This window comes from Aliikangiella maris, from assembly GCF_040719265.1.
Classification (GTDB): Bacteria; Pseudomonadota; Gammaproteobacteria; order Enterobacterales; family Kangiellaceae; genus Aliikangiella; species Aliikangiella maris.
This window is the reverse complement of record NZ_JBFDAH010000030.1, coordinates 26222-51728: the sequence shown is the minus strand read 5'-3', so window position 1 is coordinate 51728 and position 25507 is coordinate 26222. Positions and strand designations below refer to the sequence as shown.

At 33.6% G+C, this 25507-nt stretch carries 34 protein-coding genes; 8 read left to right on the top strand and 26 right to left on the bottom strand.

The window, feature by feature from the left end:
- The first annotated feature begins 379 nt into the window (after positions 1–379).
- The 3 genes from ABVT42_RS19395 to ABVT42_RS19385 all read left to right on the top strand — a co-directional run bounded on the left by ABVT42_RS19395 (position 380) and on the right by ABVT42_RS19385 (position 3133).
- Positions 380–739, top strand: coding sequence for a hypothetical protein (locus tag ABVT42_RS19395; protein WP_353897573.1), 360 nt, complete (start codon positions 380–382; stop codon positions 737–739).
- A 132-nt stretch (positions 740–871) separates the two neighbouring features.
- Positions 872–1780 carry a phage integrase N-terminal domain-containing protein gene (locus ABVT42_RS19390; protein ID WP_353897572.1) on the top strand — a complete coding sequence of 303 codons (909 nt, stop codon included), beginning with the start codon at positions 872–874 and terminating at the stop codon, positions 1778–1780.
- Between the two features lie 693 nt (positions 1781–2473).
- The gene (locus ABVT42_RS19385; RefSeq protein WP_353897571.1) at positions 2474–3133 is read left to right on the top strand and encodes a DNA adenine methylase; all 660 of its coding nucleotides are present in this window, start codon (positions 2474–2476) and stop codon (positions 3131–3133) included.
- Between the two features lie 504 nt (positions 3134–3637).
- Here ABVT42_RS19385 and ABVT42_RS19380 read toward each other — a convergent pair.
- Together ABVT42_RS19380 and ABVT42_RS19375 are read right to left on the bottom strand one after the other, a co-directional pair.
- The gene (locus ABVT42_RS19380) at positions 3638–4585 is read right to left on the bottom strand and encodes a hypothetical protein (protein WP_353897570.1); all 948 of its coding nucleotides are present in this window, start codon (positions 4583–4585) and stop codon (positions 3638–3640) included.
- Positions 4586–4739: 154 nt separating this feature from the next.
- Positions 4740–4973 (bottom strand): hypothetical protein, encoded by a 234-nt coding sequence (locus ABVT42_RS19375; RefSeq protein WP_353897569.1) that lies wholly within the window; start codon positions 4971–4973, stop codon positions 4740–4742.
- 280 nt (positions 4974–5253) lie between these two features.
- Between ABVT42_RS19375 and ABVT42_RS19370 the strand changes: the two genes are divergently transcribed.
- Positions 5254–5523, top strand: a complete 270-nt coding sequence (locus ABVT42_RS19370) for a hypothetical protein (RefSeq protein WP_353897568.1) — start codon at positions 5254–5256, stop codon at positions 5521–5523.
- Positions 5524–5531: 8 nt separating this feature from the next.
- Here the strand turns inward: ABVT42_RS19370 and ABVT42_RS19365 are convergent, their stop codons facing one another.
- Both ABVT42_RS19365 and ABVT42_RS19360 read right to left on the bottom strand, forming a co-directional pair.
- The gene (locus tag ABVT42_RS19365; RefSeq protein ID WP_353897567.1) at positions 5532–5987 is read right to left on the bottom strand and encodes a hypothetical protein; all 456 of its coding nucleotides are present in this window, start codon (positions 5985–5987) and stop codon (positions 5532–5534) included.
- A gap of 317 nt (positions 5988–6304) precedes the next feature.
- On the bottom strand, positions 6305–6919 hold the full coding sequence (locus ABVT42_RS19360) for a hypothetical protein (RefSeq protein ID WP_353897566.1): 615 nt from the start codon (positions 6917–6919) through the stop codon (positions 6305–6307).
- Between the two features lie 168 nt (positions 6920–7087).
- Between ABVT42_RS19360 and ABVT42_RS19355 the strand changes: the two genes are divergently transcribed.
- The 3 genes from ABVT42_RS19355 to ABVT42_RS19345 all read left to right on the top strand — a co-directional run bounded on the left by ABVT42_RS19355 (position 7088) and on the right by ABVT42_RS19345 (position 12409).
- Complete coding sequence (locus ABVT42_RS19355; protein WP_353897565.1) at positions 7088–8029, top strand: hypothetical protein; 942 nt, start codon at positions 7088–7090, stop codon at positions 8027–8029.
- On the top strand, positions 8030–10099 hold the full coding sequence (locus ABVT42_RS19350) for an ATP-binding protein (protein ID WP_353897564.1): 2070 nt from the start codon (positions 8030–8032) through the stop codon (positions 10097–10099).
- Positions 10100–10285: 186 nt separating this feature from the next.
- Positions 10286–12409, top strand: coding sequence for a TonB-dependent receptor plug domain-containing protein (locus tag ABVT42_RS19345; RefSeq protein WP_353897563.1), 2124 nt, complete (start codon positions 10286–10288; stop codon positions 12407–12409).
- Positions 12410–12458: 49 nt separating this feature from the next.
- On the opposite strand, the gene ABVT42_RS19340 is transcribed toward ABVT42_RS19345, so the two are convergent.
- The 3 genes from ABVT42_RS19340 to ABVT42_RS19330 form a co-directional block, all read right to left on the bottom strand.
- Entirely contained in the window at positions 12459–13274 is an 816-nt protein-coding gene (locus ABVT42_RS19340) for an alpha/beta hydrolase (protein WP_353897562.1), read from the bottom strand.
- 62 nt (positions 13275–13336) lie between these two features.
- Entirely contained in the window at positions 13337–13630 is a 294-nt protein-coding gene (locus ABVT42_RS19335) for a hypothetical protein (RefSeq protein ID WP_353897561.1), read from the bottom strand.
- Positions 13631–13779: 149 nt separating this feature from the next.
- Complete coding sequence (locus ABVT42_RS19330) at positions 13780–14028, bottom strand: hypothetical protein (RefSeq protein ID WP_353897560.1); 249 nt, start codon at positions 14026–14028, stop codon at positions 13780–13782.
- Positions 14029–14449: 421 nt separating this feature from the next.
- On the opposite strand from ABVT42_RS19330, the gene ABVT42_RS19325 reads away from it, so the two are divergent.
- Positions 14450–14602 carry a hypothetical protein gene (locus ABVT42_RS19325; protein WP_353897559.1) on the top strand — a complete coding sequence of 51 codons (153 nt, stop codon included), beginning with the start codon at positions 14450–14452 and terminating at the stop codon, positions 14600–14602.
- 51 nt (positions 14603–14653) lie between these two features.
- Here ABVT42_RS19325 and ABVT42_RS19320 read toward each other — a convergent pair whose 3' ends face one another.
- The 19 genes from ABVT42_RS19320 to ABVT42_RS19230 all read right to left on the bottom strand — a co-directional run bounded on the left by ABVT42_RS19320 (position 14654) and on the right by ABVT42_RS19230 (position 25457).
- On the bottom strand, positions 14654–15133 hold the full coding sequence (locus tag ABVT42_RS19320) for a hypothetical protein (protein WP_353897558.1): 480 nt from the start codon (positions 15131–15133) through the stop codon (positions 14654–14656).
- Positions 15134–15145: 12 nt separating this feature from the next.
- Positions 15146–15388 carry a hypothetical protein gene (locus tag ABVT42_RS19315; RefSeq protein WP_353897557.1) on the bottom strand — a complete coding sequence of 81 codons (243 nt, stop codon included), beginning with the start codon at positions 15386–15388 and terminating at the stop codon, positions 15146–15148.
- 202 nt (positions 15389–15590) lie between these two features.
- A complete protein-coding gene (locus tag ABVT42_RS19310) occupies positions 15591–15851 on the bottom strand; it encodes a hypothetical protein (RefSeq protein WP_353897556.1) in 261 nt (86 codons plus the stop codon).
- A 91-nt stretch (positions 15852–15942) separates the two neighbouring features.
- Positions 15943–16086: a hypothetical protein gene (locus ABVT42_RS19305; protein ID WP_353897555.1), complete on the bottom strand. Its 144-nt coding sequence runs from the start codon at positions 16084–16086 to the stop codon at positions 15943–15945.
- A 239-nt stretch (positions 16087–16325) separates the two neighbouring features.
- On the bottom strand, positions 16326–16619 hold the full coding sequence (locus tag ABVT42_RS19300) for a hypothetical protein (RefSeq protein WP_353897554.1): 294 nt from the start codon (positions 16617–16619) through the stop codon (positions 16326–16328).
- Entirely contained in the window at positions 16603–17298 is a 696-nt protein-coding gene (locus ABVT42_RS19295) for a hypothetical protein (RefSeq protein ID WP_353897553.1), read from the bottom strand. Before ABVT42_RS19295 ends, ABVT42_RS19300 begins: the two co-directional genes overlap by 17 nt.
- A gap of 469 nt (positions 17299–17767) precedes the next feature.
- Entirely contained in the window at positions 17768–18052 is a 285-nt protein-coding gene (locus ABVT42_RS19290; protein WP_353897552.1) for a hypothetical protein, read from the bottom strand.
- Between the two features lie 282 nt (positions 18053–18334).
- Positions 18335–18661 (bottom strand): hypothetical protein, encoded by a 327-nt coding sequence (locus ABVT42_RS19285; protein WP_353897551.1) that lies wholly within the window; start codon positions 18659–18661, stop codon positions 18335–18337.
- 82 nt (positions 18662–18743) lie between these two features.
- Positions 18744–19904 (bottom strand): NO-inducible flavohemoprotein, encoded by a 1161-nt coding sequence (locus ABVT42_RS19280; protein WP_353897550.1) that lies wholly within the window; start codon positions 19902–19904, stop codon positions 18744–18746.
- Complete coding sequence (locus tag ABVT42_RS19275) at positions 19897–20307, bottom strand: hypothetical protein (RefSeq protein ID WP_353897549.1); 411 nt, start codon at positions 20305–20307, stop codon at positions 19897–19899. The genes ABVT42_RS19280 and ABVT42_RS19275 overlap by 8 nt, the downstream gene beginning before the upstream one ends.
- 108 nt (positions 20308–20415) lie before the next feature.
- A complete protein-coding gene (locus ABVT42_RS19270; RefSeq protein ID WP_353897548.1) occupies positions 20416–20586 on the bottom strand; it encodes a hypothetical protein in 171 nt (56 codons plus the stop codon).
- A gap of 137 nt (positions 20587–20723) precedes the next feature.
- Entirely contained in the window at positions 20724–21515 is a 792-nt protein-coding gene (locus ABVT42_RS19265) for a tyrosine-type recombinase/integrase (RefSeq protein WP_353897547.1), read from the bottom strand.
- Positions 21516–21621: 106 nt separating this feature from the next.
- Complete coding sequence (locus ABVT42_RS19260; protein ID WP_353897546.1) at positions 21622–21900, bottom strand: hypothetical protein; 279 nt, start codon at positions 21898–21900, stop codon at positions 21622–21624.
- Positions 21900–22358: a hypothetical protein gene (locus tag ABVT42_RS19255; protein ID WP_353897545.1), complete on the bottom strand. Its 459-nt coding sequence runs from the start codon at positions 22356–22358 to the stop codon at positions 21900–21902. Before ABVT42_RS19255 ends, ABVT42_RS19260 begins: the two co-directional genes overlap by 1 nt.
- A gap of 399 nt (positions 22359–22757) precedes the next feature.
- Positions 22758–23084 (bottom strand): hypothetical protein, encoded by a 327-nt coding sequence (locus ABVT42_RS19250; protein ID WP_353897544.1) that lies wholly within the window; start codon positions 23082–23084, stop codon positions 22758–22760.
- A gap of 733 nt (positions 23085–23817) precedes the next feature.
- On the bottom strand, positions 23818–24093 hold the full coding sequence (locus ABVT42_RS19245; RefSeq protein WP_353897543.1) for a hypothetical protein: 276 nt from the start codon (positions 24091–24093) through the stop codon (positions 23818–23820).
- A 275-nt stretch (positions 24094–24368) separates the two neighbouring features.
- Complete coding sequence (locus ABVT42_RS19240) at positions 24369–24650, bottom strand: hypothetical protein (protein WP_353897542.1); 282 nt, start codon at positions 24648–24650, stop codon at positions 24369–24371.
- A gap of 50 nt (positions 24651–24700) precedes the next feature.
- Entirely contained in the window at positions 24701–24961 is a 261-nt protein-coding gene (locus ABVT42_RS19235) for a hypothetical protein (RefSeq protein ID WP_353897541.1), read from the bottom strand.
- The gene (locus ABVT42_RS19230) at positions 24954–25457 is read right to left on the bottom strand and encodes a PH domain-containing protein (protein WP_353897540.1); all 504 of its coding nucleotides are present in this window, start codon (positions 25455–25457) and stop codon (positions 24954–24956) included. Before ABVT42_RS19230 ends, ABVT42_RS19235 begins: the two co-directional genes overlap by 8 nt.
- Positions 25458–25507 lie beyond the last annotated feature (50 nt).

Sequence of the window (25507 nt, the reverse complement as noted above, 5' to 3'; positions counted from 1 at the left end):
GCATGCCGAAGTTGTAAATTCCGAAGGGAAATGACGAGAAAATTACCCCGTTTTTTGGGTGTTTTTTCGAGAGAAATATCAAATTCACTGCTCAGAATTTGAATTTCAAAGCGCTGGTAAAGGCAAATATAGCCTTTAAAAAATTTCCACCCGGCGTCTCAGCGGTATATCTGAGGCACTACGTCAAACTTGCAGACGATAAAAAAGCAAGTAACAAGCGAAGCCCAATCGCTGGCATTTTTGTGTTGAACAGTGGGTTAAGTAACTGCCAAAACTTAAAATTAACTGTAATTATTATTAACTTTAACGAGGAGTATTTAATGAAAACTCAACAAGATAAAACTTCAATAACACTTAAATCTCATAATGGAGAAATATCATGACAGAAAAAATCGACAGAGAAACAGGTGAAATACTTACTGAAAATAAATCAACAAATATTTTAGATGATTTAACTGAAGGTAAATTATACAAACTAGTAAATGGAGAACTTGAAGAGCTAGTACTAGATCCTAATGAACTTAGGAAAGTAAAAATTACCGATGACGCGATTTCTGCGGCAACATCGGTACAAAAGCAAATGCGTAATTTATTGAACGGTTTCAAGCCTGACATAACTACGGTTTGCAGTGCGTTAATTAAGGCGCAAGCTGAGAAACCAGATGCTTCGAAAGTTGTATCTGATTATTGGCTCCAAAAAGCTCAGACAGCAGTAAGCGCGATAAACGCCGAAAACTAATCTGAGAAAACGAGAATGGCAGTTGTTTTATCTACGATAAACACGTTATTAGTCCAAGCGGGCTATCAATAGGGAGTAGTGTCCCACGCACTTTTTCGGCATGCCGAATATTAATGACCAAGGTCTTAATATGTGCATAAACACTTACCGAAACTTACTACACTAAACTTAATTATGCGCGAACTAAATTACGATTTAAAAAAAATGTGTGCTAGAAATAAGGACGGCTCTTATTCTACTCAATCATCTAGAGGAAGACGACTACAAAAAATAGCAAATATTCTTCACGAAAAAGGCTATCGGAAAATGAGTGCACAATCATTAAAACCAAAGCATATAGATGCGTTAATTGAACATTGGAGAGCGGAGAAAACATCAGTTGGAACTATTAAAAACTACATGAGCAGTCTGCGTTGGTGGGCAGAAAAAATAAATAAACCAGCAATCATTGCCAGGGACAATTCCCATTATGGAATAGCAGACAGAGTAATGGTATCCAATTTAAACAAAGGGCAATCTTTAGATATAGAAAAACTATCAAATGTTACAGATGAACACGTAAAAATATCTCTGCAATTACAAAGTGCTTTCGGATTGAGAAGGGAAGAGAGTATAAAGTTTATTCCATCTTATGCAGACAAAGGTAGTCATATTATACTGAAAAGTACTTGGACAAAAGGAGGAAAGGAGAGGGAGATAGAAATAAAAACTGATTATCAAAGAGAAGTATTGAAAGCGGCACATAAACTTGCTGGCAAAGGGAGTCTAATACCAAGTAATCGAAAATTTATTCAACAATTAAAAATATACGAAGGCCATACTATCCGAGCAGGCCTATCAAAACTACATGGATTAAGACATAGATTTGCCCAAGAAATGTATTTAGAAAAAACAGGTTGGAATGCTCCGGTTTGTGGAGGTCCTAAATCAAAAGAATTATCTAAAGTACAGAAAGCAATAGATCGCCAGGCAAGATTAGAAATATCTAAAGCACTGGGCCATGAGAGAGAGCAAATAACAGCAATTTATTTAGGTCGCTAGTTTCAAAACTGACTCCTTGGCAGTATATCCAAGGAACACAAGTTTGCTGAAACTATAAATCAGAAAAGCGCCTAAGAGGACTCAATTTCTGAGCGGCGATTTAAAAATCCTTTAATTCAAACCTTCAGGGGATGCACTTGTCCCCGTGAGGGATAAGCGTATCTCATAGACAGGAGATACACATGTTAAATTTTGTAGAGATCATTAGAACAACTTGGATATTTCTGTTCAATATACTTTCAATTGACAATGAATCACTGCGCGAAGATTCCAGGAAAGTAAGTATCGCATTAATACTTTCTGGTTTAATCGGCTACATTCTAAAGTCTGATAAAGTGAGTTCTGAGGAATCGTTAATATTGTTTATAGTAGGGCTGTTTCTTTGGATAGCTTCCTTGCTAAAACCAATCAGTAACGATGATCTAAAAAACAAGTAGGCTTGCAACAGAAAGTCATATTTTAGAAATAGAGTAGGGAGTTCTAATTTTCATCGCAAAAACAAAAATAAGTCACAAGCGAACTTATTTAGTTATAAAAAGCTAGCCCCAAAAGGGCTGGCTTTTTATTATTATTGGCCAAAAAAATTAACATCTATCTATAGTCAAATCTGTCTATGCCAGCTGTACATTTACAACATAGATAAATCTGACTATGCTTTATCGAGTAATCAAATAAAACAATAGGCTATAATTCATGAATTATTTAGGCTCAAAGGGAGGTTCAGGAGTTTATCAAGCAATAATAAATTTGATGCCACCGCATGATACTTATATTGAGCCGTTTTTTGGCTCTGGTAGTATTTTTGAGAAAAAAGCACCAGCTTTAAAAAGCATCTGTATCGATCTAGATAAAGAAATTATCAAGCGCAAAAAAAACACTGAACAAGTAGAATTTATTTGTGCAAATTCCATCGAGTGGCTAGCGAATTTTAATCCAGTAGACAAGGTCTTGCTATATGTAGACCCTCCTTATGTTCATAGCACTAGAACCTCAAATGCTCAGTATAAACATGAGATGACTGATAATGATCATCGACAGTTATTAAAAGTTTTAAAAGACATTAAAGCTTATGTCTTGATTTCTGGCTATCGAAATTCAATTTATGATGAATTAATTGGTGATTGGTACAATATGGATTTTCAAGCGATGACCAGAGGTGGTGTTCGCACTGAAACAGTTTGGTGTAACTTCAATCCAGGAGCAATTCATTATCACACTTATGCTGGTAAAAATTTTACTGATAGACAACGCATCAAGCGAAAGGCGGAACGCTGGTCAAAGAAATTTCAATCATTACCAACTGACGAACGTCAAGCTGTATTGGCTGCCATTCTTGCAACTAATATTTCATAGTTAAATTTATCTTTGTTTATAGGCATAGTTGCAAATAACTATATCGGCCGCAGTATTATTTTATAGTTCATGATCACTCGATTTTTAAAAAAGAAAAAAGCAATTTCTCTTTCCTTATTAACTTGTTTTCATATGGTTAGTTTGATTACTTTGGTGGGTTGCTTGTTTTCACAGAAATCGAGTTTGAGCGTGGATAGCGTTTTTTGCTATCCAGGCGATATTATCTCGACACCAAGAGCTTGCGATTGGATTGCAAGCAATTGAGTGGACTTTCAAGTTTTATAAAAAATATCGATTTATCGATGCTTTATAAAAAACAGTTTATATCTTATTACTAATAGTATCCTTTGCGGAGCATATTGCGCTAATAAAAGAATAAAAACTTAGAAAAGCGAAATCCAATTTTAAGACATAAAAAAACCCTCAAAAAAGGGTCTAAATAAGCGATTTTTAAAAGGTATGCATAAGAGCGCAGGGTAAACTCAATTACCTTGTAATCCTTGCTTAGCGGGGAGGGGAAGAGCCCAAAGCATATGCATAAACGGGATGTCTTCTAATTAGTAAATCCTTAAGCTCTTGTACACTTTTATCGGGATATGACTTTTGTAGTGAAGCTAATAATTCTATTGCTTCTCTTTTAAATTCTTGATTACGAAGTTTGTCTTGCTTAGATTTAACTGATTCTTTCGCCTGCTGTTTTTTTCTCTTATAATTTTCTTTCTGGATAACATACAAGTGACGATTAGCTTTCTTTGCCATAGCTCTGGCTTTCTCATGCTCTATTGAATTGGGTTGCAAAAGTCGTCTTTTATCGTTCCTTTTCTTTCTCTCTATTTCACCATCTAACTCACTTCTGCTAACGCCTGCTAACTCAAAAGCTCTTCTAGAAATAAAAATCTCACAATATTTTCGCTCTTTATTCCGATTACTTTTCTTATATGTAACACGCAACAGATCTGTTTTTCTGTACAGTTCTAAAAAACGAGAGCCGCGAGACAAAGATAAATAGCCAGTCATTTCCTCGACACGCTGCAAATTAACATAACACTTAAACCAGTTTCGATCGGAAACAGCAGTTAAATTAACAGTGCTAAATAAGACTATCCATGCAGCAATATCTCTCTCTATTCCTAATCTGGTTCGATAGCAATACCCTAACGATTCATGTATTGCATTTGTATGATTAGATTGAACAACCTTGGAACTGTTACTAATAGCTCGTTCCATTACATCCCCGTAGAATGCTTTGTTACCAACAAATCGTCGAGCTCTTTTCCTAACATCTTTAAAATCAATATTGGGGTTGTTGCAGGGAAGTGCGCCTGCTGTTCTTCCTCTTGGCCGACGATTAACTTTGAGTTTCTGTTGTTCAGAACCAAATTGAAAATTATCAATTAAATCGCCAGCCCTTTTAGAATAAAGCTTTGACGAAGAATTATCCCGGTCAATCACTGATTGAACGCTCCCATTTTATGCATTTTTTATTTGCAAAGGGAGGTTGTTCGGATTACAATTGAATTGTATCGAATGCGAACACCGCCCCAACGAATGCGGTTATGTAAAAAAACCTGCTCCCACAAGCGGGTTTTTTTGTGCCAATTAATTATTAGTCAAACAATAGACTTACCTCTTTAAATCCTATCTTTGCTGCGTCCTGCTTAGCACCATTGTCACGCTTATATATTTTCATATCTTTAGTCTTTGTACGGGTAAGTGACTCTCTAGAGCCATCTCTACGAACTAACACGAGAGTAAAACCTCCGTGAATAAGTACAGGTTCAATACGAGCTTGTATTAAATCTCCCGCTTTAAATAATTCCTGTGCTATTGCCAAGTTCATTGTGATAAACCCCGAAGTAAAAATATGAGTTGTTATTACAATTCTATTAAATTTAGCAAATATTGACAAGAAGTGCATTTGCGTAATGCCGAAAGCGGATATTCGGCATTCTAAAGTTAATTTTCGGTATAATCTTAAGATTATTTCGGCATTTCTTATTTCATGGTTTCGGCACTTTGATTGGCTTGTTCTAATTATTAATAATTTATTCAGACACGTTATAATTGTCTTAATTGTTGCCTTCTTGATCGGCAAGCTTATTTGAACCGGAGAAATAACAATGGATGATCTAGTAATTTGGTGGGACGGAGCCTTATGCATAATATGGCTTTTGTTTTGGGCATTCAATGTCCAAAAATATCTTAAATTTGAAATTCTAGCACCGGGTATTTGCAAATTAACTTCTGCGGGTTTTGGAATGCGAGTAATTGGAGGATTAGATAACATAGAAATCCTTAGTTACATCGGAAGTGCAACAGTTTGTATTGCTTTATATAAAATATATAAAACAATAAAACCAAAAACAGATAAACAAACTGATGTAAGCTAATTCTCATATTAAACAGCAATTAGGTTCTTATGTGCACATTTATCTAAACATTTACAGTAAATAGGTTGGTAATCATCAATAAATGACAGCACTTCTTTTGTTAAAAGTTCAGGCTGCTCTTCCAGATTGATTCGTTTAAAAGGGTAGGGAGAGGTTATTTTTAAAACCCCCCAAGAATATGGATCCATAGCTCTACCATTAGGATCATTAGGCCAAGCACCAACTAATAAAGCCTCAGATGCTTTTTTAGTCAATAATATTGAAGCCTTGTTTGGACCATTAATATATGCAGTAGTATTTTCATCTCCTAATTGAAACACCCAACCTTTCGGAAGGTTGTTTGCAACCGTATTTGAAAATTCAACTAAAGAAATGATCGATTTGTGCATAGCCATACTTTTTTCCTTAAAGTAAACAAACTCACCCCAACCATTGAACCAAGATTTAACTATTTTATAAATCATGTTAATCTCTCAATTCGAGCAAGCCTTAAAATGTAGATGTCAACTACATTTTAAAATTTGGTAAGAGTTAGTTTAGTATCAAAAAAGCATAAAACGTGACACACATCACAAACCCCACCCAAAGATATGTTATCGAATTTCTCTCACACTAAAGCGATATTACATTTCCGCTCCCTGTAAGCATGCAGTAAGAAATAAACTAACTGAAACTCAATGATAAGGTATAAAAACACTTTGTCAACAGTGTTTAGTGTTGTTCTGATAAAAAAAATGTGCGTAATGTTAAAAAATAACTTACAGAAATTTCTGTGACGAGTTTATTTTGTGTTATTCAAGAGATATTGTTGGATAATAACTCGATGAGTGTCAGAAATATCAACCTCTTGTGAAATTTCAAAATTAACAAGCATCTTAACTGTCTGCTTCATTACTTCTGCAAAATCGTAATCTGCGGTATTCAAATATAGGGTTTTAGACTCTTGGGCAATAACGCTAGCTGCAATTGGAGAAAGCTTGCGAAAGGTCACATCATTAACTGTTGACGTAAATGGACACGGAATAACGCTATCACCATAGCGTAACCAAGTTACCACCCTGGCCGGAACAATAGAATCACCGTTTTGGATATGTTTTAAAAAGAAACCAACAATCCTAAACAATGTTGCCTCACCTGAGCGATCACGCTGACTACCATCCTTTGGTGGCTTGTCTTTACTTAACCAATCCGAGGTTGCAGGTTTGCTAGCACCAAACAATTCAGCTAAAAAAGAGACTCGTCCACCGTCAATAGGAGGGACTTCCGCATCACTTATATCAATAAGCCTGTTGAAACGCTTAGAGAAGCCATCATATATTTCGGAAACATGAGCATCTTCAGTAGCATCAAAATCAGCTTTCAAAGATTGCTTAATGTCAATGACAGTAGATTGCACTGTGATTCCTTGATCTGATAAGTTAAGGTTCTTAAAAAATGTAACTAGTATTATATGTTAAAATAATCAATGTGTTAATTAAATACTTACAGTATAATTGTGTGATACTTTTATTACAAGCCACGTATTTTCTGAGACCGGGGCAATAACAATGAAAAATATATAAAATTGCTAGATTTCAGACAAATAAAAAAGCATGACGTACTGAGGTTTTTTTTAAAAGCCTCAGTTATTGTAATTTTTTTTCTTACTAAAACAGCAACAGCAAACCACATATTCATTGCTCAGACAGATGATATTGGTGAGCGAGGTCAAAAGTTAACCCAACAATTAAAACTCGAATCCCAAAAACTAACAGATTTACCAATAGATGTAATTTCTGCAAAAAGTGCCAGTTTTTTAAAAGAAAATGGCGTAATTATAACTATTGGTAGAAAAGCGTTTCTGGAATCAATTCGTGGTAATGGTACTACGCCAATTATCAGTGTCTTTGTTTCACCGGATGAGTTTGAAAAAATAAAACCAACAAAAACAGAAAGACAAGTAACCGCTATATTTTCTGAGCCAGACCCGTTAAAACAATTAGCATTAATAAAAATTATATTAGGTGAGAATACCAAACCCGTTTTAGTTAGATCTAAAGATTCTAGCGTAACAAAAAGATATAAAGAATCGGCCATATTACTCAATGTAAATTTGGACATAGTAGAAACCAAAGATATAGATTCCTACGTTGATTTTATTAATAGAACCAAAGAATCAAGTACGTTGATTCTAGAAAAAGATAGGGAGTTATTCGATAAAGTAAGTCTTGATAAGATTCTCCTGGGCAGTTACGAAATTAACAAGCAGGGCGTTATTGGATATAGCAAAGGTTTAGTATCTAAAGGTGGAATGGCTACTACTTACTCTACGATTGAGAATATAGCTTTTTCGATAATTTCCATTTTCAACAAGCTAGAATCCGAAAAAAAACTGAAAGAGCCAGCCTACACTCAAAAATTTAAAGTAGCTATTAATAAGTACATTCTTCGCTCATTAGATTTAAAAGGTAGAAGCGAACAGGAAGTACAGAGCAATATTGAACTAATAATTGGTGGGGTAAGATAAATGATCGCGATGCTTACCAAGTTACTCCAAAATAACCTAACTCTTAAAGGTAGGTCGCTTTTAATATTCCTTCTACCAGCGTTTATTTTCAGTGTTATTTACTCTGTTGTAACGTATTCAAACTATAAAGCAATAACAGAAGCAAGATTAATAGAGCTAAAAACCACAGTCGAAAGCGCTCTTTCAAATGCTTCCTCTCAAGCACTCAGAAGAGGGGTTAAGGCAGATCTAGAAACTTTAGCAAAGATACTGATAGATGAAACAGAATTGAAAAGTGTTGCTGTTTTGGATCACGAAAACAAAGCATTCATATCGATTAACGAAAGTAAAAACAACACAAATGAAAATAGGTATGTAAAGCAAATCTTCCATAACTACACAGTAGTTAATAAAAATAGTGATATTGATTTTGGAGAAGAGTTATCAGAGGGCGAAGCTAAATACCTTGGTAGTATTCTTTATGTTATTGACGAAGATAGCATTCATGGAGAATCGCTATTAAACGTGCTTACTAACTCATCATTATTGTTAATGATAACTTTTATTGTCTGCTGGCCTTTATTTGTAGCTCTATATAAGTCCTATAGTAAGCCGCTTACTGAAGTGGTTAGAAATATAATGGACTTTGAAAAAGGTGAGCTTTCCTGGAAAGATGGAATTACAGAAGGTGACAAGGAAATAGTAAAAATAAACAGCGCTTTAGCTGACGCTGCGGAAAAAATAATTGAGCAAACAAATCAAATTAAGCTAGACAAACAGTCACTAGAGCAAAAAGCGAAAGAACTTGAAAATCAAGTAATGATAGCAACAAGCGCGAGGGAAGCCGCTGACAAAGCTAACGAGCAAAAAGATATATTTGTTAAAAATATTTCTCACGAAATGCGTACTCCATTAACGGGCGTAGTATCCGGTGTTGACTTGCTTGAACAGAGCCTATCTGGACTACTAATGCAGTTGATGGAAATTAAAAGAAACTCTCCAATCAATATTAAAAATGATCTTGATAAAGTAGTAAGCAACTTCAAAGATTCGGTATCTTGCCTTGATATAACCAAACAGAGTTCATCGATATTAACCGAAATGGTCAATGATGTTTTAGAAAGTGTTCAGGATATGTATCAAGATATATCTTTACGAGAAACAGCATTCAATTTAACTCGTTCAGTTAAGTCGCTCTTAGAAAGCTACGAACCTCGAATTAAGAGTAAAAATATTAGTTATGAGAAAGTAGTATCAGGTGATGATGATAAAGAAGGGATTTTTGTAAAGGGTGACTGGATAAGAATAAGCCAAATCTTTAACGCTCTAACGGATAACGCGATCCGTTTTACAGAAAACGGACGCATAAAAATTGACGTCAGACTAACTAAATACAGTAATGATGTAAGAGTGCAACTATCTGTAATAGATAGCGGCATTGGTATAAATAGTGAAGAACAAGTTTCAATATTTAACCTCTTTCATATAGGAGAAAACCCGACCGATAAACGGGCGGCTGGACTGGGAACCGGTCTAACGATTGCCAAAAGAATTAGTGAATCTATGAACGGTAAGCTATGGCTTGAAAAATCAGAACTAGCTAAAGGCTCCATATTTAGGTTTGAAGTTCTTCTGCCGCAAGCTGAGCTAGAAATAGAAATAGAGGCAAAGGCAAGACAGTTCAGTAAGAAATTAATCAAACCGCCGACATTACTATATGTTGAGGACTCGTCAATCAATCGTCATATTTTCCAAATGTATTGTAGTCGCGCTGGAATAAATTTAATAACGGCAGAAAATGGAAAGGAAGGTTTACAACGATACAAAAGACAATCATTTGATGCGTTAATTGTTGATTGTGCCATGCCTATACTAAACGGTTATAAATTTGTTTCTCAAGTCAGAAAGTGGGAAAAAGAAAATAATAAAAACTCTTTAATAATAGCACTAAGCGCTGACGCATCAGTGAGAAATAAAGAGCAATGTTTAAAAGGGGGGTTCAATGCCTTCTTAACAAAACCCTACACACAAACAACAATAGATTTCATCCTAAAACAAATTAAAACACATCAAGAAAAAGCCAACATATAATCGCACACAGAGAAAGAATATTGTTCTTATTCCATTTAATTGAAATCGTTAAATTCTTATAAGAAAAAAGAATAAATAACATACAGAAAAGATCTATTGGTTCACATATCGATTATCGTCTTATCGTGTTAAAATTTTTCTCCACAACTTGAGTCCTACGGACAAAAATTTAGCAAAAGGGAAATTATGAGAAAGACCATGTTTTTATTAGGTACATTACTTGTATTAGCTAACAATGCTTACTCTTCAGAAATAGAAGATATTGAATTTAATGAGCTAGAAAGTATAGAGTCAATTATAACCGCAACAAAACTAAAACAGCCAATAAAAGATGTGCCTGCTAGCGTAACAATAATAACAAGTGAACAACTAAAACAGTACGGAATAAAAAGAGTGCCTGACGCTTTAGAGCTTGTTCCTGGAATGGCTGTAGCAAAAGCTAGTGGAAATGATTATAGAATTTCATACCACGGGACTAATGGCCTGTCACCAAGAAGAATGCAGGTGCTAATCGATGGAGTTTCAATTTATCGTTATGGCTTAGCAAGTGTCGACTGGATGCAAATACCCGTACTTATCGACCAAGTAGAAAAAATAGTTGTAACTAGAACTCCATCTGGCACTACTTACGGTGCAAACTCATTTTTTGCAGTAGTAAACATCATAACTAAACACACATCAAAAACACAGGGAATCAACGGTTTCTTAAGTTACGGTTCGCTGGATACTTCAATGGTAGGGTTGTCAAAAGGCGGTAGTTTCGGTGACACAAGTTATCGAGTAGCGATAAGCCACGATGAAGGCGAAGGGTATGACGAAAACTATCTTGCTATTGATCGTCAAGATGCACATTCAATAGATCGCATTTCCTGGAAAAGCAATACAATGTTTGATGGGGGTACGGAACTAAATACCGGTGTTTTCTATTCAACGGGCGACATAGCAAATGAATATGCAGATCCTTACCAGCAAGAATATCCTCATATCGAAGTAGAGGATTTGATTTCTCATGCAGGTTTAGCGTTTGATATAAACAATAAAAACCGAATGGATCTTTCATTTAAATACATAAGAATGGATCGCAAGCAGGAATGGCGAACCTGTCCACCTACATTGGCCTGGGTATCTGAGCTAAGAGACTTACATTTCGCAAACCCCGAATTGGCAGCAATGTTTGCTGCGGGAATTATGCCAACTGAAGTTCCACCAGAAGACCAGCCATTTGTTGATGCTCTGCTAATGAGACTATTTATGATGGGGAACTCTGTATATGAACCTTTATGCGGAGATTTAAATCAAAACTATGTCGAAAAAAGATATGTTTTTGAAGTCAATGATACTTATGTTTACTCAGATAATTTCAGACTGGTTACTGGATTGCATTTTGCGGTAGATAGATTTGAAAGTGAGACATACGCCTTCGAAACAGGCAAACTATCTTCAGATTACATATACTGGATGACAAACGCTGAATATAAGCCTACCGAAAATCTTTCAATAAACTTGGGTGCTATATTTGAGCATTCGAACCGACTAAGAGAAGATTACTATGATTCCACTCGTATTGCTGTTAACTACAATTTAACACAAGAGCAAACGATTCGTTTTAGCACTGCTAGCTCAATTAGAACCCCAGACCTTATGGAAAATGACAGGAATTGGAGTTTCCTGGGAAGAAATCTAGATCAGGAACTTGATGGCAGTAGCGAAGCTTATATTTATTTTAACTCGGTAAACGCTGATGAATTGGAACCAGAAGAAATTCGCTCTACAGAAATAGGTTACTACGGAAACTTTAGCGATATCGGTTTAAAACTCGATGTAAAACTTTTTCACGAAGACCTAACCAATTTAATCTCTGAGCGAATCGATTTTTTTGACCTTGCAAGCTTAACGAACGGTGGTGAGGCGAGATTGAAAGGGTACGAAATTCAAGCCGAATACAACCCAAATAAGCAATGGTCGGCAAGGCTAGCTTATGGATACCTGGATTCTGAAACCGAAGAGTTCTTTGAGGAAACACTTTACGCCAAACATAAAGGCTCAGTGAATCTACTTTATAGATTTGATGCAGGAACTACAATGTTAGGTTATTATGGTTCAAGCAAACTGTCTTCAGTACCCTATCGCCGATATGAATGGGTGACTCGTTTACCATTCAAGTTAGGTGGTTCAGACTTGGAAGTAGAGTTTAAAGTTACCACCCATTTTGGAGATTATGGTTATATCGTAGACCCAAAATTTGCAGTAGAGAACAAGTTTGATGACAGCACTCACTACCTGTTATCGCTCGAATACGCTATAAAATAAGCTTAAAAATACGGTCTTAATAGGCCGTTTTTTTAATAAATAAATTTGTCTATGTAGTGCCGGAGTTAATATGTTTTCCAATAAATTTTGAAATAATCTCAATTGTTTTAATATGATCTGGTCCTTCGTGTTTTCCTTTATATACGGCCAATTCACTATTAGTGGCTAGACCGTGTAATATTTCCGCTTGCGCAAACGGTACAAGCTGATCTTCTTTGGAGTGCATTATTAGAATTGGTTTATCTAATAATTTAATTCTATTCTCAGTCTCAAATTTATCTACAACCATAAATTTTGGGACATACAACATTTTTGAAATAAATCTTGCAATACTTGAAAATGTCGATTTTAGTATCAATAAATCTATTGGCTTCTTACCTATCAATAAACCAGCTACGCATCCACCTAGCGAGTTTCCATAAACTATTATATTACTAACCTCTTTTTTGCTTTTTACCCAATCAAAAGCTTTCTCCACAAGCTCTTGGAAAGAAGCTTCAGAAGGCTTTCCGGTACTTCTACCGTATCCTGGGTATTCAACTACCATTACGTGATAACCTTTTTTTTGGAGCTCCAAAGCGAATAGGTAATTCGTTTCTAAAGTACCTGAATTCCCATGAAACACCATTATCACCGGCCTCTTTTTCCGATCACCAAAAAACCAAGATTCTACATTCCCGCCACGAACAGAAAAAAAAACTATTTCTAAATCTTTAAGTTGTCCTGGTTCTAGTTCCTTAATAGAAACTCCAACAGAAGGGTATAGCTGTTTTTTTTGGTAAATAACAAAAACAAACCGATATAACAAAAGATATATCAAATAAATTGATGCAAAGATAAAAATAATTCGACCAAACTCTTCCATTTTTTATTCTTCCTTTCGATAGAGAACATGGCTTAATAATAAGTAGTTTTCAATTATCAGTGTTATTTCTTAGTCTTACGCTTAAAAACTAATAGCTTTGCATCTACATTTTCATTTTTTAAGTCTATATATGAGTCATAAACCCAATCGCCTGTAGCCTGTTCAATAATCACCTGTTGCAGCAACTTCTCAGCTTGAGTAGGGCTTCCATTAAAATAAATAGCTTTAACTTTATATTTTTGGTTGCTTTGTTGTTTGGCTACTTTCAAAACATTGTCAAATGTTGCAGAGTTTACAGCGGTAGACATCGAAAGATAAATAAGAATTATCATTAAAAGCGACATGGAATTCTTCATAATTTTTCTCCATTGATAGTGATATTCAGATATTACACATATCTGCACACTTGTGTTAGTTATCTACAATTATTTAATTTGACATACAGGTTATTTAACATAATTTATTATTTGCGAACCGAAAAAGCGTGTGCATAAAATCACAAATATCAATTTTTTTTCTGGTATTTTGAAATATTATTGCTTAAGCACTCAAAAGCATCAGTGAGTGCTTTTTCTCTTGTTCCACCATGATCTTCTATTATGCTTTCTATTTTGCTTTTTTTCTCCAATGCTGTCATTTTATCATCATCATTAAAACGTACTGCTGAAAAAGTTGGTGTTCCTTTTCTTTTTTCAGCATATTTTTTTTCAGCTTTTTTTTGAGATGTCAATATTTCTTTACTTCTTTTTTTCACTTTTATAACCTTTATTCAATTAAATACTCATGCCGATATTCAATGTATATTTTTTTGAGATGTTTTTTTGTCGAGTTTAGTAAACCATTCTCAATAAGATATTCACACGCTATTAAATAAGCATCATATTGGCGTTTATTTTTTCCAAAATAAAAAGATTTAGGGCTCGGTTTAGTAACACAATATCTACTTAATTCATATCCCCTATCATTTTTGGTTCTTCCAATGCTCAACCCTTTTATACCTGTTACATTAATTTTTCTAGCCATATCAACCATTTTAAGTTAATAAACATACTTCTATTATAAATGGGCGCGCCAATAATGGCTAGTATAAAATATGGAATAAAAAAATAAATCACACGTTAAACCATATAAATCTCACAAAATAAGTTGACTAGATATTAGAAATTGATAAGGGAGTGATGGTAATTTTTGGCATTTTAGGCGGTGGTATTTTAGGTGCCTGGGTAGCAAAGGCTCTTAGCGTGATTTTTCAAGCATTGTTTTTTTTAATCGTTGTTCTTTATTATGCGCAAAGAATATATAATTTTTTGGTTATGACTTTGGGTTAATGTTAAAGTCAATCCGAATATAAATAAACTCGGATTGGCTTTTTTTGGTTTTTAACAAACTTCAATTGATTTTATAATTCCTTTTGTATTCAATCCTAATTTTTCACAATGGGAAAATGGTTCAAAATAAAGATTGTTTATTTTAAATTTATATCTTATGTTTTTTGATTCGCTAATATTTGCTTTACTTAAAAAGCCAAAAAAGTTATTCAGGTTACGATCAGCAAGAACATTGATGTATTGATAGTTAAGTTTAGATCTACCATCAATATTTTTCTTTCCTGCGATCAAAGAGATATTAACAATATAAGAATCGTTAAATTTTTTAATTTCTTTTATGTATCCAAATGCTTGAGTTGATGATTCTGTTAAATCTGTTTTATCAGAAACATTTTTTATTAAATCGTGAATTAAATTAACTATTACCTCGCTTGTCTTTTCTTCGTCATAATTTAACTCGCTATCTTTAGAGTTTGTTAACATTAACAGCATTTTTGCTAAAAGCTCTTTATTAGAATTGATGTCGCTCATTATAACTTATCCTTATTGCCAGATATAAAAAATAATCGATATTGTAAGAATCGAAACGATAATTAAAAAAGAAGCAAGATAAGTTATTATAGTATCAATAACCTTTAGTTTTTTAAAATTTTTGCATCGTTCGCAATTTGAAAGTTCCTGAAGATATTTTAATTTTTCATTTTCTTTCATTTCGTTTTTATTATATTTGTTATGATAATATTCTTGACAATAATATACATCTCGTTTAATTTCTTTATTAGACATTTTGCGCTCCTATTGGTGTTTATGTTTAGATAGTTGTCAAAGTTGCAGCTTTGACAGCTATCGAATTTACTTTCTATTTTTTATGTTTTTAATAGCCTCCCTCTTAATTAAAAGGGTTTAGATCTTCAATCGTAAGCTCCCTCGTTTCAATAATTGAAAATTTAACGCCTTGAAAATTATAGAGTAGAGCGTTTTATCTTTATTAACCTTCAAAGCATCCTAAATCTTTATTGTAACTAGCTATGAAACCAGAACAAACACTCTCATAAGCTGTCCAAAATTGACAATAATCAAAAACAATTCTTCCGTTCTCTCGATCTTCGAAGCACCAAAGATAAGCGCCGTTTAACTTTGAATTTGTTCGTTTAAATAACAACCCGACTTTTTTCGCCTCTGTGCGAATTGTTTTTTCTGCTTGCGAACGAATAATTTTAATCTGAGCATCTATACTTAATTCTGACATTTTATTTTCTCCAGTTTAGAGTTTAACGAGGTTTTAATAGTCGGGTTCCCCGACCAACAGATTACAATTATACGCGGTAACGCGTTACTACTCAAGTGTTAGAGCGTAGTTTTTTGAGATAATTATCAAGTTTTTGTTCTTCTTCTTGCGTTACCCATTTTCTATAGTCAACTAATCCTTGTTTTTTTCTATCATCTCGTAATTTTTTCATTAACATTGCTTTTGATTTTGCCATTCTCGATTACCAATTCTCTTTTGTAAAGTTGTTCTATAAATTTGTCGAGCGCGTCACGAGGCATTTCTCTATAATTATCATTCGGAATTCCTGTTTTAATCAGCCATGATTTTATTTTACTGTTCGAAACTTTCACTTCTGCATCACAGAATATTTCCGCGATTAATTTTTTGTTTCTATAAATCCCTAATAGATTTGTTATGTGAAAAAAAACGTCATTTGTTGGTATAAATTGCATATCAAAAATCCATCTCAAATACAACATCTATGTCTCTATCAAGAATATATAATTCTACATCATGCGCGTTTAATGGAAATCCGATAATCCCTGTTTTTTCTTTAAATATTGATAAATCTGGAAGCGAATTAATTTTTGCATTTTGCCAATCATTTACTATTTTTTTTGATTGATTGATGTATTCAATAATTTTTTCCTTATTCTCTATAATGTAAGTTGGGAATTCATAGTTTGAATGTGATTCGGGTAGCAAAAATGCTACCCCGTTAATAGTAATTTTAATTGCTTTCGTCATCTTCTATCTCTGTAATTTCAATTAGATGATGAAATTTAACATCATCAGGTTTATCACGATCAGGTCGATTAAAATTCATATCGTAAAGTACATCAATTCCTTTTGATTTTAAGCCAATACTTGCTAAATTTTCTTTTGTTTTTTTAATAATTTCCAGTTGTTCGTCATACTGTTCGCGAGCAACACGGCCAACATTATGTATTAATCTTGCCATATTTCTTTGAGCGTCGAGTATATTTTCTATTCTACAGGCTTTTTCTAAAAGCTCTTTAGCTTGAGCTTGTTTTTGCAGTGTTATAACTTTCTCATCATTAAGTTTTTTTGAAAGTAAGTCCAATTCATTTTTCGCTTCGCTCAAAACCCAAATCGACTCTGACAATTTATTTTGAATACCTTTTTCGATTGCTAATGAACGCTTGATTTTTTCCAGTTCTGAGCGCAAGTTGAATAATTCTGTTTCTGTCATTTCCAACGCCTCAGTAACTTCAATATCTTTAGCTAGTTCTTTAGCTTCATCCATCCATTGATCAAGTCTCTTTTTGGAACGCGGACCAACTTCCCAGCGTTTACTATAACGATTCCATTTAGCGCTTTTGAAAACAGATTTAAAGCTATCTTTAAGATCAAAAGGAAAGTATGCAGCATATCCGTTTTCTATTTTTTCTACTTTAAATGTCATTTTATATTCTCCAGTTTAGAGTTTAACGAGGTTTTAATAGTCGAATTCCCCCGACCAACTGATTGTAATTATACATAGTAACGCATTACCCCGCAAGCTGTTACTTGAGATATATTCGCTTTAAGAATTTTCCAGCAAAACAACACCCAAAAAAATAAAAATACTATCATAATCTCTTAATTAACCATATTCTCAATGCCTTTCAGCTTACTACTCTTCTTTTAAAAATTCGCGTTAAGGGTTTGTGTGTTTGCGCTAAAAGCGCTGCTCACATGCCCCGCGACAGAGGCACTCAGGCGCTAGGGAATCAGTCAGGTAAAATTACGGAGTGTCTGCGACGATAGGAGTAGAAACCGTCATTTTACTTGACTGAGGGGTGGGTAAGAGCACCCTAAGACAAGTAGCTGACAGTAAAGTCAGCTAAGGGAAGTGTTGGTGAATATTCACTAGCATTATAAATAATATAGAGCTAAATATTTAGCTCTATATTATTTTCATTAAATCTTATTCTATTTAATTTAAGTGATGAAAGTTCCGAAAGAACTTCGAACTCTAACGAAAGTGAATTATCGATCAAAATTGGTTTGGTAAAAACAATCTGTATTGATAATCTTTGTTGTCCAAAAATACTTTTATTTATTGTTATTTTAGAAACGTTCTTTGACTTAAAAATGTGGCAAATTTGATTGATTGTTTCTTTATTGCTGTTATTTAAAAGTTCAGAATTTTCTATTTTGTCAAAGTTTAAGTTCATGTTATTTACTCCGTATTTGAATTTGCGAACAAAAAACGGAGCTGTTTAAAATAATCTACTGCATCACGTAAGCCGCAGCTCTCAGCTTTAAAAGCTGAGAGAACGGGTGTTAAGCGGGATGGTTTACGAACAGTAGATTATTTTAAACAGAGAAGTATGGTCGCTATAAATATTCAAGTACGGAGTAAATAACGTTGGACGTTATTACAAAATAGAAAATTCTAAACTGTTTAAAAAAAATAAAATCAATTAATTCCTTTTTATTTTAAATAACACCATTAATCACTTCAAATCATCTTTAGATAAAACACCTGCATTAACAAATTTAACACAGGATTTAATATAATAATCTTCAAATAAACACCCACTGAGGGCTCTTTTTATTTCATTATTTGAGAAAGATTTAACATTTGCAATTTTTAGGAGAAAAACTATATTTTCTATTATTTTATTTAGGTTTTTCTCTACAATTTCAGCCAATTCCTTGCTCGGGTAAGCTTCAGAAAGCTTACATCCGTTTAAAATAGATACAACCACCCATTTACCTGACATGTCAATATTTTTGTAATATTCATCGTGGTTAAGTTGTCTAATTTCTAATTTTTCCATTTTTTTTCCTCACTAAAGTATTATTTATAAAATAAAACACCTGATAAAAATCAGGTGCAATAAAAAACAATTAAATGAACTTTTAATTGAATAAAGACGGCCCAAAACTTTCAATATGAATATCATTTTCATTGACATTTAGTGAAACCAATGAAGATTTAACTGAATAAGAAAAGTCAGGTGTTCCGCATATAAAAAAACTATCATCACCTGTAAATTCCAATTTAGAAATAGATTCCTTGTTTATATACCTTTTATTTTTATCAGCATTATTTTGAGAGAAATATAAATATGTTTTAAGATTTTTAATTTTTGAAAATTCTTTTACAAAAAAAGAATACGGGTTATTTGCATCATCTTTCGATGCGTACATATGAAACATATTAACATCCGCTTTATTGTTTATAAGCGTACGTATTAAAGAAATGTGCGGAGAAATACCAATACCTTGACTGAACATAAATATATTTTTATTAAAACTAATCTCATAGCCACCAGATGGCATACTTACTAAAACCTCACCTCCTTCATTAATATCAAATAAAGACCTACTAAACATACCTTCTTTTTTTACGAGAATTTCGAAATATTTTGGATTATTATCAATTAGTCTGTATTGACGTCTACCGACTAAATGTGGAATTACAATGTTAACAAATTGCCCTGGCAAAACATTCGGGAGCAGAGCACCATCCTTATTTGAAAATCGTATTATGCAACTATTAGAATAAATAGATTTTTGACGATATGACAAAATCATTGGCTTAAAACCTTCCCATCCATTATTCTGATTTGACTTCAAATCAAAATAGGCTTTTTCTATAGCAATCATGTTATTAGCTAGACGCCAAAAAGCATTCCCCCATTCTCTAATCAAAATTGATTCATTATTCTGCTTGAAAACTTGACCAATTGCATAAAGCAAAGATTCTGCAATATGCTCATAAGCTGATTCAACGATACCATGAGCACTATGAAAATGAATTGCTCTACTAAGTCTATCTATAACAATATCAATGTTATCAAAATTTTCGGCATAAAAAACAAGACTTGCAGCAAGACTATGTTTTTGTGTACCTTTTTCTTGATTCGACATATTAAAAACACCCACATATTCTGGGTATTTTTCAAATAAATGCTGATACATTAAACCACTAATTAAATCAGAATTTAATTTAAAAAATGGTAACGATTCAAGTATTACCCTTTTTGTATTTTCATTGACTTCCACATTCTTATACATTGAAATTTTCTCCAACTTGTTCATAAGTAACATACAAACCATTTTCTTCAGCAGCAGTACGCCGAATTAATATAGAAATTACAGAATTTTCTCTTGACATAACTTCAGAAGCTTTGTCACCCTTCATACCCTTCCATTTTTTCAAAAAATTCATAGCATTATCATCGGTAAAACCTTCGGCGATATAGTTTGAACAAATACCAACAACAACACGCTTTATATTATTCATTTCTTGCTGAACCTCTTTAACATCTTCGCAACTATCACTACCCTCTTGCTTTAAAAATGCATAAACACTTGGTCCTTCTTTGATAACATGCGCTTGTAGCATATCTTTAAATACTGTTAAGTCCCTCACTGCTTCAACATAATGAAATTCTTTTTTTTCCGAGCTAGAAGCCAATACCTTTTAAAAAATCGACCACTTTTTCAAATTTTTCTTTTAAAGTTTTAGTATCCATAGTTTGTTTCCGTTTCTTAATTAACTGTCCTTATTATATAATGTGACCGGTCACAAATCAAGCTTTTTTAGGTGTTTTGTTTTCTTTTTTTCAACCAATATTTTCACTTCTTCTAAATCATCATCATGCACATAAAACTCACGTCGATTTAAACCGACACTTTTCATTCGTTCTCGCTCTCGACGCTTACGTTCTGCCGCTGTTAAATCTTTTTTTGTCATATCTACTTCTTTTTTTAGTTACAAGGCAAGGATGCCGCGTTAGATGCGCAGCATATTAAACTTGGATTGTTACTCACTTAATTTTATATCTGCACCCACCAGCACAGACAGGCTTAAAACATTCACTTCCACCCACTCTAATTAACCGTTTTTTTAGGTCTGCCTCTTTTTTTAGGCTTTGGCATAATTTTTTTGGCACACTCTCGAATATGCTCGAAGTTTATTTCTGTATAATGCTTTTGTGATTCTTCAGTTCGATGATGCAAAAGATTTTGTATAATCCGTCTTGCATCTGGATCGCTTTTCTTTTCATAAAGCTCTTGAGCAAAACGCCCCATCGAGTGCCTAGCTGAATGCGATGACGCTTTAGGAAAACCATATCCTTTATAAATTTTTGTTAATAAATTTTGAACGGCTGTAGCAACATGATATTCCTTATCTTTTGTGATTTTTCGTGTGAGAGAAAAATTCCTCCATCGTCCATGATGTTTACTTAAAAAAACGTGGCTCTCTGGATCAAGTCCACGGTATTCATCATTAGAATTATCAGACATTCCAATTTTATATTTAACTCGTGCAGCAAACCACTTATTAAGAAAGTCTCTTTGTTCTTTAATCACAACAGGTGCAATTGCTGGATAATTACCCTTAGTAGCATCTTTCCTTAATTTTGTCATTTGGCAAATATTACCAACAGGTGATAGGGCTTCTTTTACTTTCCATTGGCTCACTTCAATAGCTCTAAAACAACTAAAGTATGTCATAAGCAACATACATTGGTTTCTGAGAGCTATCAAAGGATCTACCCGTTCATTATCAATCCTGATAACTAAGTCAAGGAACTCTTCAGGAGAGAGCGTATCAGCCTGCTTAACTTTTCTTAAATTGGGTGCCTTCCACACCCATTTAAATTCTAATTCTTTTGTCATATTTTAATATAGGAAACTTAGTTTCCCATATAGTAGCCTATTTGTTAATCGCAGGTCTACAAGTACTATGAGATATGACCATATAGGAAATTCCACCTTAGTTTTTCTAATCCAAATTAAAAGTAACCGAAGTTAATCCGATTTTTTTTGCTTCTTTAATTAATGCATCTGCCCGCTTAAAAAGACGCGGTTTGTCGCTTAGATAAGTTGAAAGCCTTTTGTTTTGACCTCCAATTTTTACAAGCTTTTTATCTTTACTATCAATTTCGACATCTAAAAAATAGCCATCAACAACACCATCTATTGCAACCGCAGATGCATGAATTTTTTTACCTGATTCAACTAGTTTTGTTAAATCAGCAACATTAATAAGTGGTATATCCATTACGATAAGCCCTCTTTATTTATTTCGTGACGCTTCAAAACTTCCTCTGCTAGAGAGACAATTTTTGCAGTTAAATAGGTATCATAATTATCTTGGTCAATTCTCTCTTGTCGCTTATCAATATAGAACCGTCTATAAAAAAACATCCCCATAATAACTGCTAAAAGAAACTGTAAATAACCAACTACAGTAAAAAAAAACGATATAGTCTGCAATAATTCTTCTGCGCTACTCGCTTTAATCAATTCAATCGTAGCAACATCTATTACCGCCAGATATATCGTTGCTACAACAACAACGTTGATAAAGAACGCATGGACAAAATAGGAAAAATAACGCCACAAAGAACCACCTAAACTTATCGCCTGGCTTACTTGTATTTTATGTTTATCATCTTCCAATTTTTCATCAAGCTCACTTTGATACTCTTTGATGATGCTATCTGCAATTTCTGACATAATAACCCCTTGTTGGTAAATAGCCTATATCGAAATATCACTATAACACAAAAACGCATTTATGCAATAACGCAATATCACTATAAAGCACAATGAATATAAACAGCTCATCGGATTAATATTTCTTATATCACAAAAAAGAAATAAAGTTGTTTGATAGGAAACCACTGTTGAATTTGTCCACATTGTGGGTAACTCAGAGCCACCAAAAGCGGCGAGTTATCCATCTTCTTGTGGGCATAATTCAACTGACTAATTCCTGTTGTTAAGTTCACAGCGCTTAGGAAAAGGATAGAGAGAAGAAATCAAGGGATTTTAGATATAAAAACCCTTAAAAACAAAGGGTTTTTATATCTATGCTACCTATGTGGCAGTGTATATATCTGTATTGTATTTTTTTCAATTAAAATAGTTAAGTTTAATTTGAGGCTTAAATTTATCTGCTAACTTTTTAATATCATTATCTTTTATATTTATTCCATTTTCGTTGAAAAACCATTTCAACATATCAATCAAATCGGGATAAATAAACTGTTCAACAACATTATCAGATAAAGCAATCTCTTGTTTTTTCCAGCGATAAAAAGTTGTTTTATTAAATTTTTTATCGAGTTTTTCATTTATTATTTCGATTAAATAGCTTTCTGTTTCGCCATGTTGCTGATCTCTGTATTCTAACCATGTGTTAAATATGTTCTTCGGATAATCCGATCTCTTAAAGCCCATTACATAAACCAACAATAATCAATTGGTTAATTATAACAAACCGCAAAGTTTTTTTGCAAATCTGAAAACCTAAACGGCATTGAGGGCATCTTGATAGATTTTCAAAATGATATATATTTGGTCAAGGATTATACCTAAATCAGACTATGCGCTTTTCTGAACTGTCTTTAAAACATTAAATCTATTGGATACGATGAGAGATTTAGATTTTGAAGCAGGATTAAACGTTAAAGCACCAAGCGGAATCAATGATTTACGTTTGGTAATCGACGAGTGGGCTGTTAGATTCCGACTTTAAGAGCCGGTAAACTATGTTCCTGTTTTTATAGTACAGGAGAACTAAGAAAATAAAGTTTAAACCTATTGTATGAGATAATCAAATTTTCATGCTGAAAAGCCCTATATATCGACCTTTGAATTTCCATTCAACTTTTATTGCTGTTTCCCAACACAGAATAAATACACTCATTTGGAATGCATCCTGGCGCCTTCATAATAGAAGGCAGGTAGTTTTTCAGAACTAGCAAGAAGAATTGAATCGTGTATATCATCTAACAACTTATTCATTTTTTCTTCGCCGCCATTAGTAGCCAAATAAATTCTATCTTTTAAAATTTTTTTGAACTCTATTGATATTTCATGTAATCACAAAGGTCTTAGTGTGCATAAGTACCTTATGGGCATCGCTATCAATGTGGAACATTTCACTGGGCAATACATACCGCCTCACCTTTCACCATAGGCACCCCCTACCGCGAGAATTAGCAACCCAAACCTGAGATTCAGGGTCAAATTGATAACCCATCATTTTTAATCTTGCTGCTCTTAATTTTTGTAGTGGCTTTTCTTCAATATTAGGAAAGCCCACATTCAAATTTTCTAAGACATTATCCATCTGGTCACCAAATATTAAACTGTCAAAATCTGTTTCTAAAGGGCTTTCAAGTAAATCAAGAATTGCCTTTTGGGCCTGCTTTCGCCAACGACTCTTAAGTTTTTCGTTTATCATTTTTCCAGTCATTCAGAAACACAATCTATTTAAGTTTAAGCCAAATATTGATCAATCATCCAAACGAACTCAACTTTAATCCGTAACTGTTTGATTGGCGGCTTAAAGGTCTTCATATGCTCGAAAATGATCTCTCCGATTCGAGCATAAACAGAACTGTAACGGCCAGCCTTACCAATTTTTTGATGACTGGTAAAAGGGCTGTGTATTTCGCTTATATATCCAGAAACCTTTCAATCAGCACATTATTTCTAAATATGAAATTGATTAATGAGTTAAATTGGTGTATTTTTATTGAGCAAAACGAGAAATGTCATCATTTCAACTAAAGCTAACTCTAATTCAATTTTATTTTGGCAAAACATTATCATTATTCCATTTTTACGCCATAGATAATTGAGTGTTTCCAGCAATGAATCTTGGTCTGCATAACCATTTTGGATTGCACTCTTAATAAGCGTTAAGCTAGATTCATGTGATATTTTTCGTTTTTCTTGGTCAAATTGCCAAGGATGAAGAGTAGCCTTTGTTCCTTCTACTGTTATATGTCGTTCCATTTTTTATCCGCTGAAATTAATTTAGAACCTGTTCATCAAATATTTAAAAACTAGTCCTTTTTTTCTTCAACAATACATTCAATTTTTTTACTATTTGAAACCGCTTTTGACTTTGTATCCAGCTCTGCCAATGGAATATTGTACCAAGCTGTATACAAACCAATTCCACCAAGAATAGCACCGGGAATTAGGGTTAAAAGCCCGTATTTTTCACACAAGTAGAATAGAAAAAAACCTACAGTTAATACAAAGAAACTTAAAAACAATTTGAAATAACCTTTCGTTTTTCTAACCCTTTTATTTTCAATCAAACTCTCGTACTCCATGTTCTTTGCGAGCTTTTATTTTAGCTGCTCTAATTAGACCAAGAAGCCAATCAGACTTTTTTATAGCCCGAATACGCAGCAGTGGAGTACTGTGGTCTGACGTTATTAATTCGATATTACCAAGACCGAAAATACGCAAATAGATTGGTTTGTGGACTGTTTCATCTTTAACTTTATACATATCGCAAGGGTCGCACTGCGAAGATAAAACACCGGTAGTAATAAAGATTGCATCCGAATTAACGGTATATTTATGGTATTTAACTGTCATGTATTTCCAGAGTGGATATAGCAACATTATTCCACATACTATCAATATGTTTTTTGTGGAAAGATACTTTATAAACTCGGCAGGTATATACTGCTTGGCTATTGGTGCACAATAAAGAACCAAAGCAATTGAAACAATCGTTTTTAGAAATGGAAAGAAGTTAATTATTTGAGAAGGCCTACCCTCCCATATAAGCTTGCTATCTGGCATTAGACACTCGGCTTGAGTTGTTAGTTAAACCCATGAAAACACATAAATAT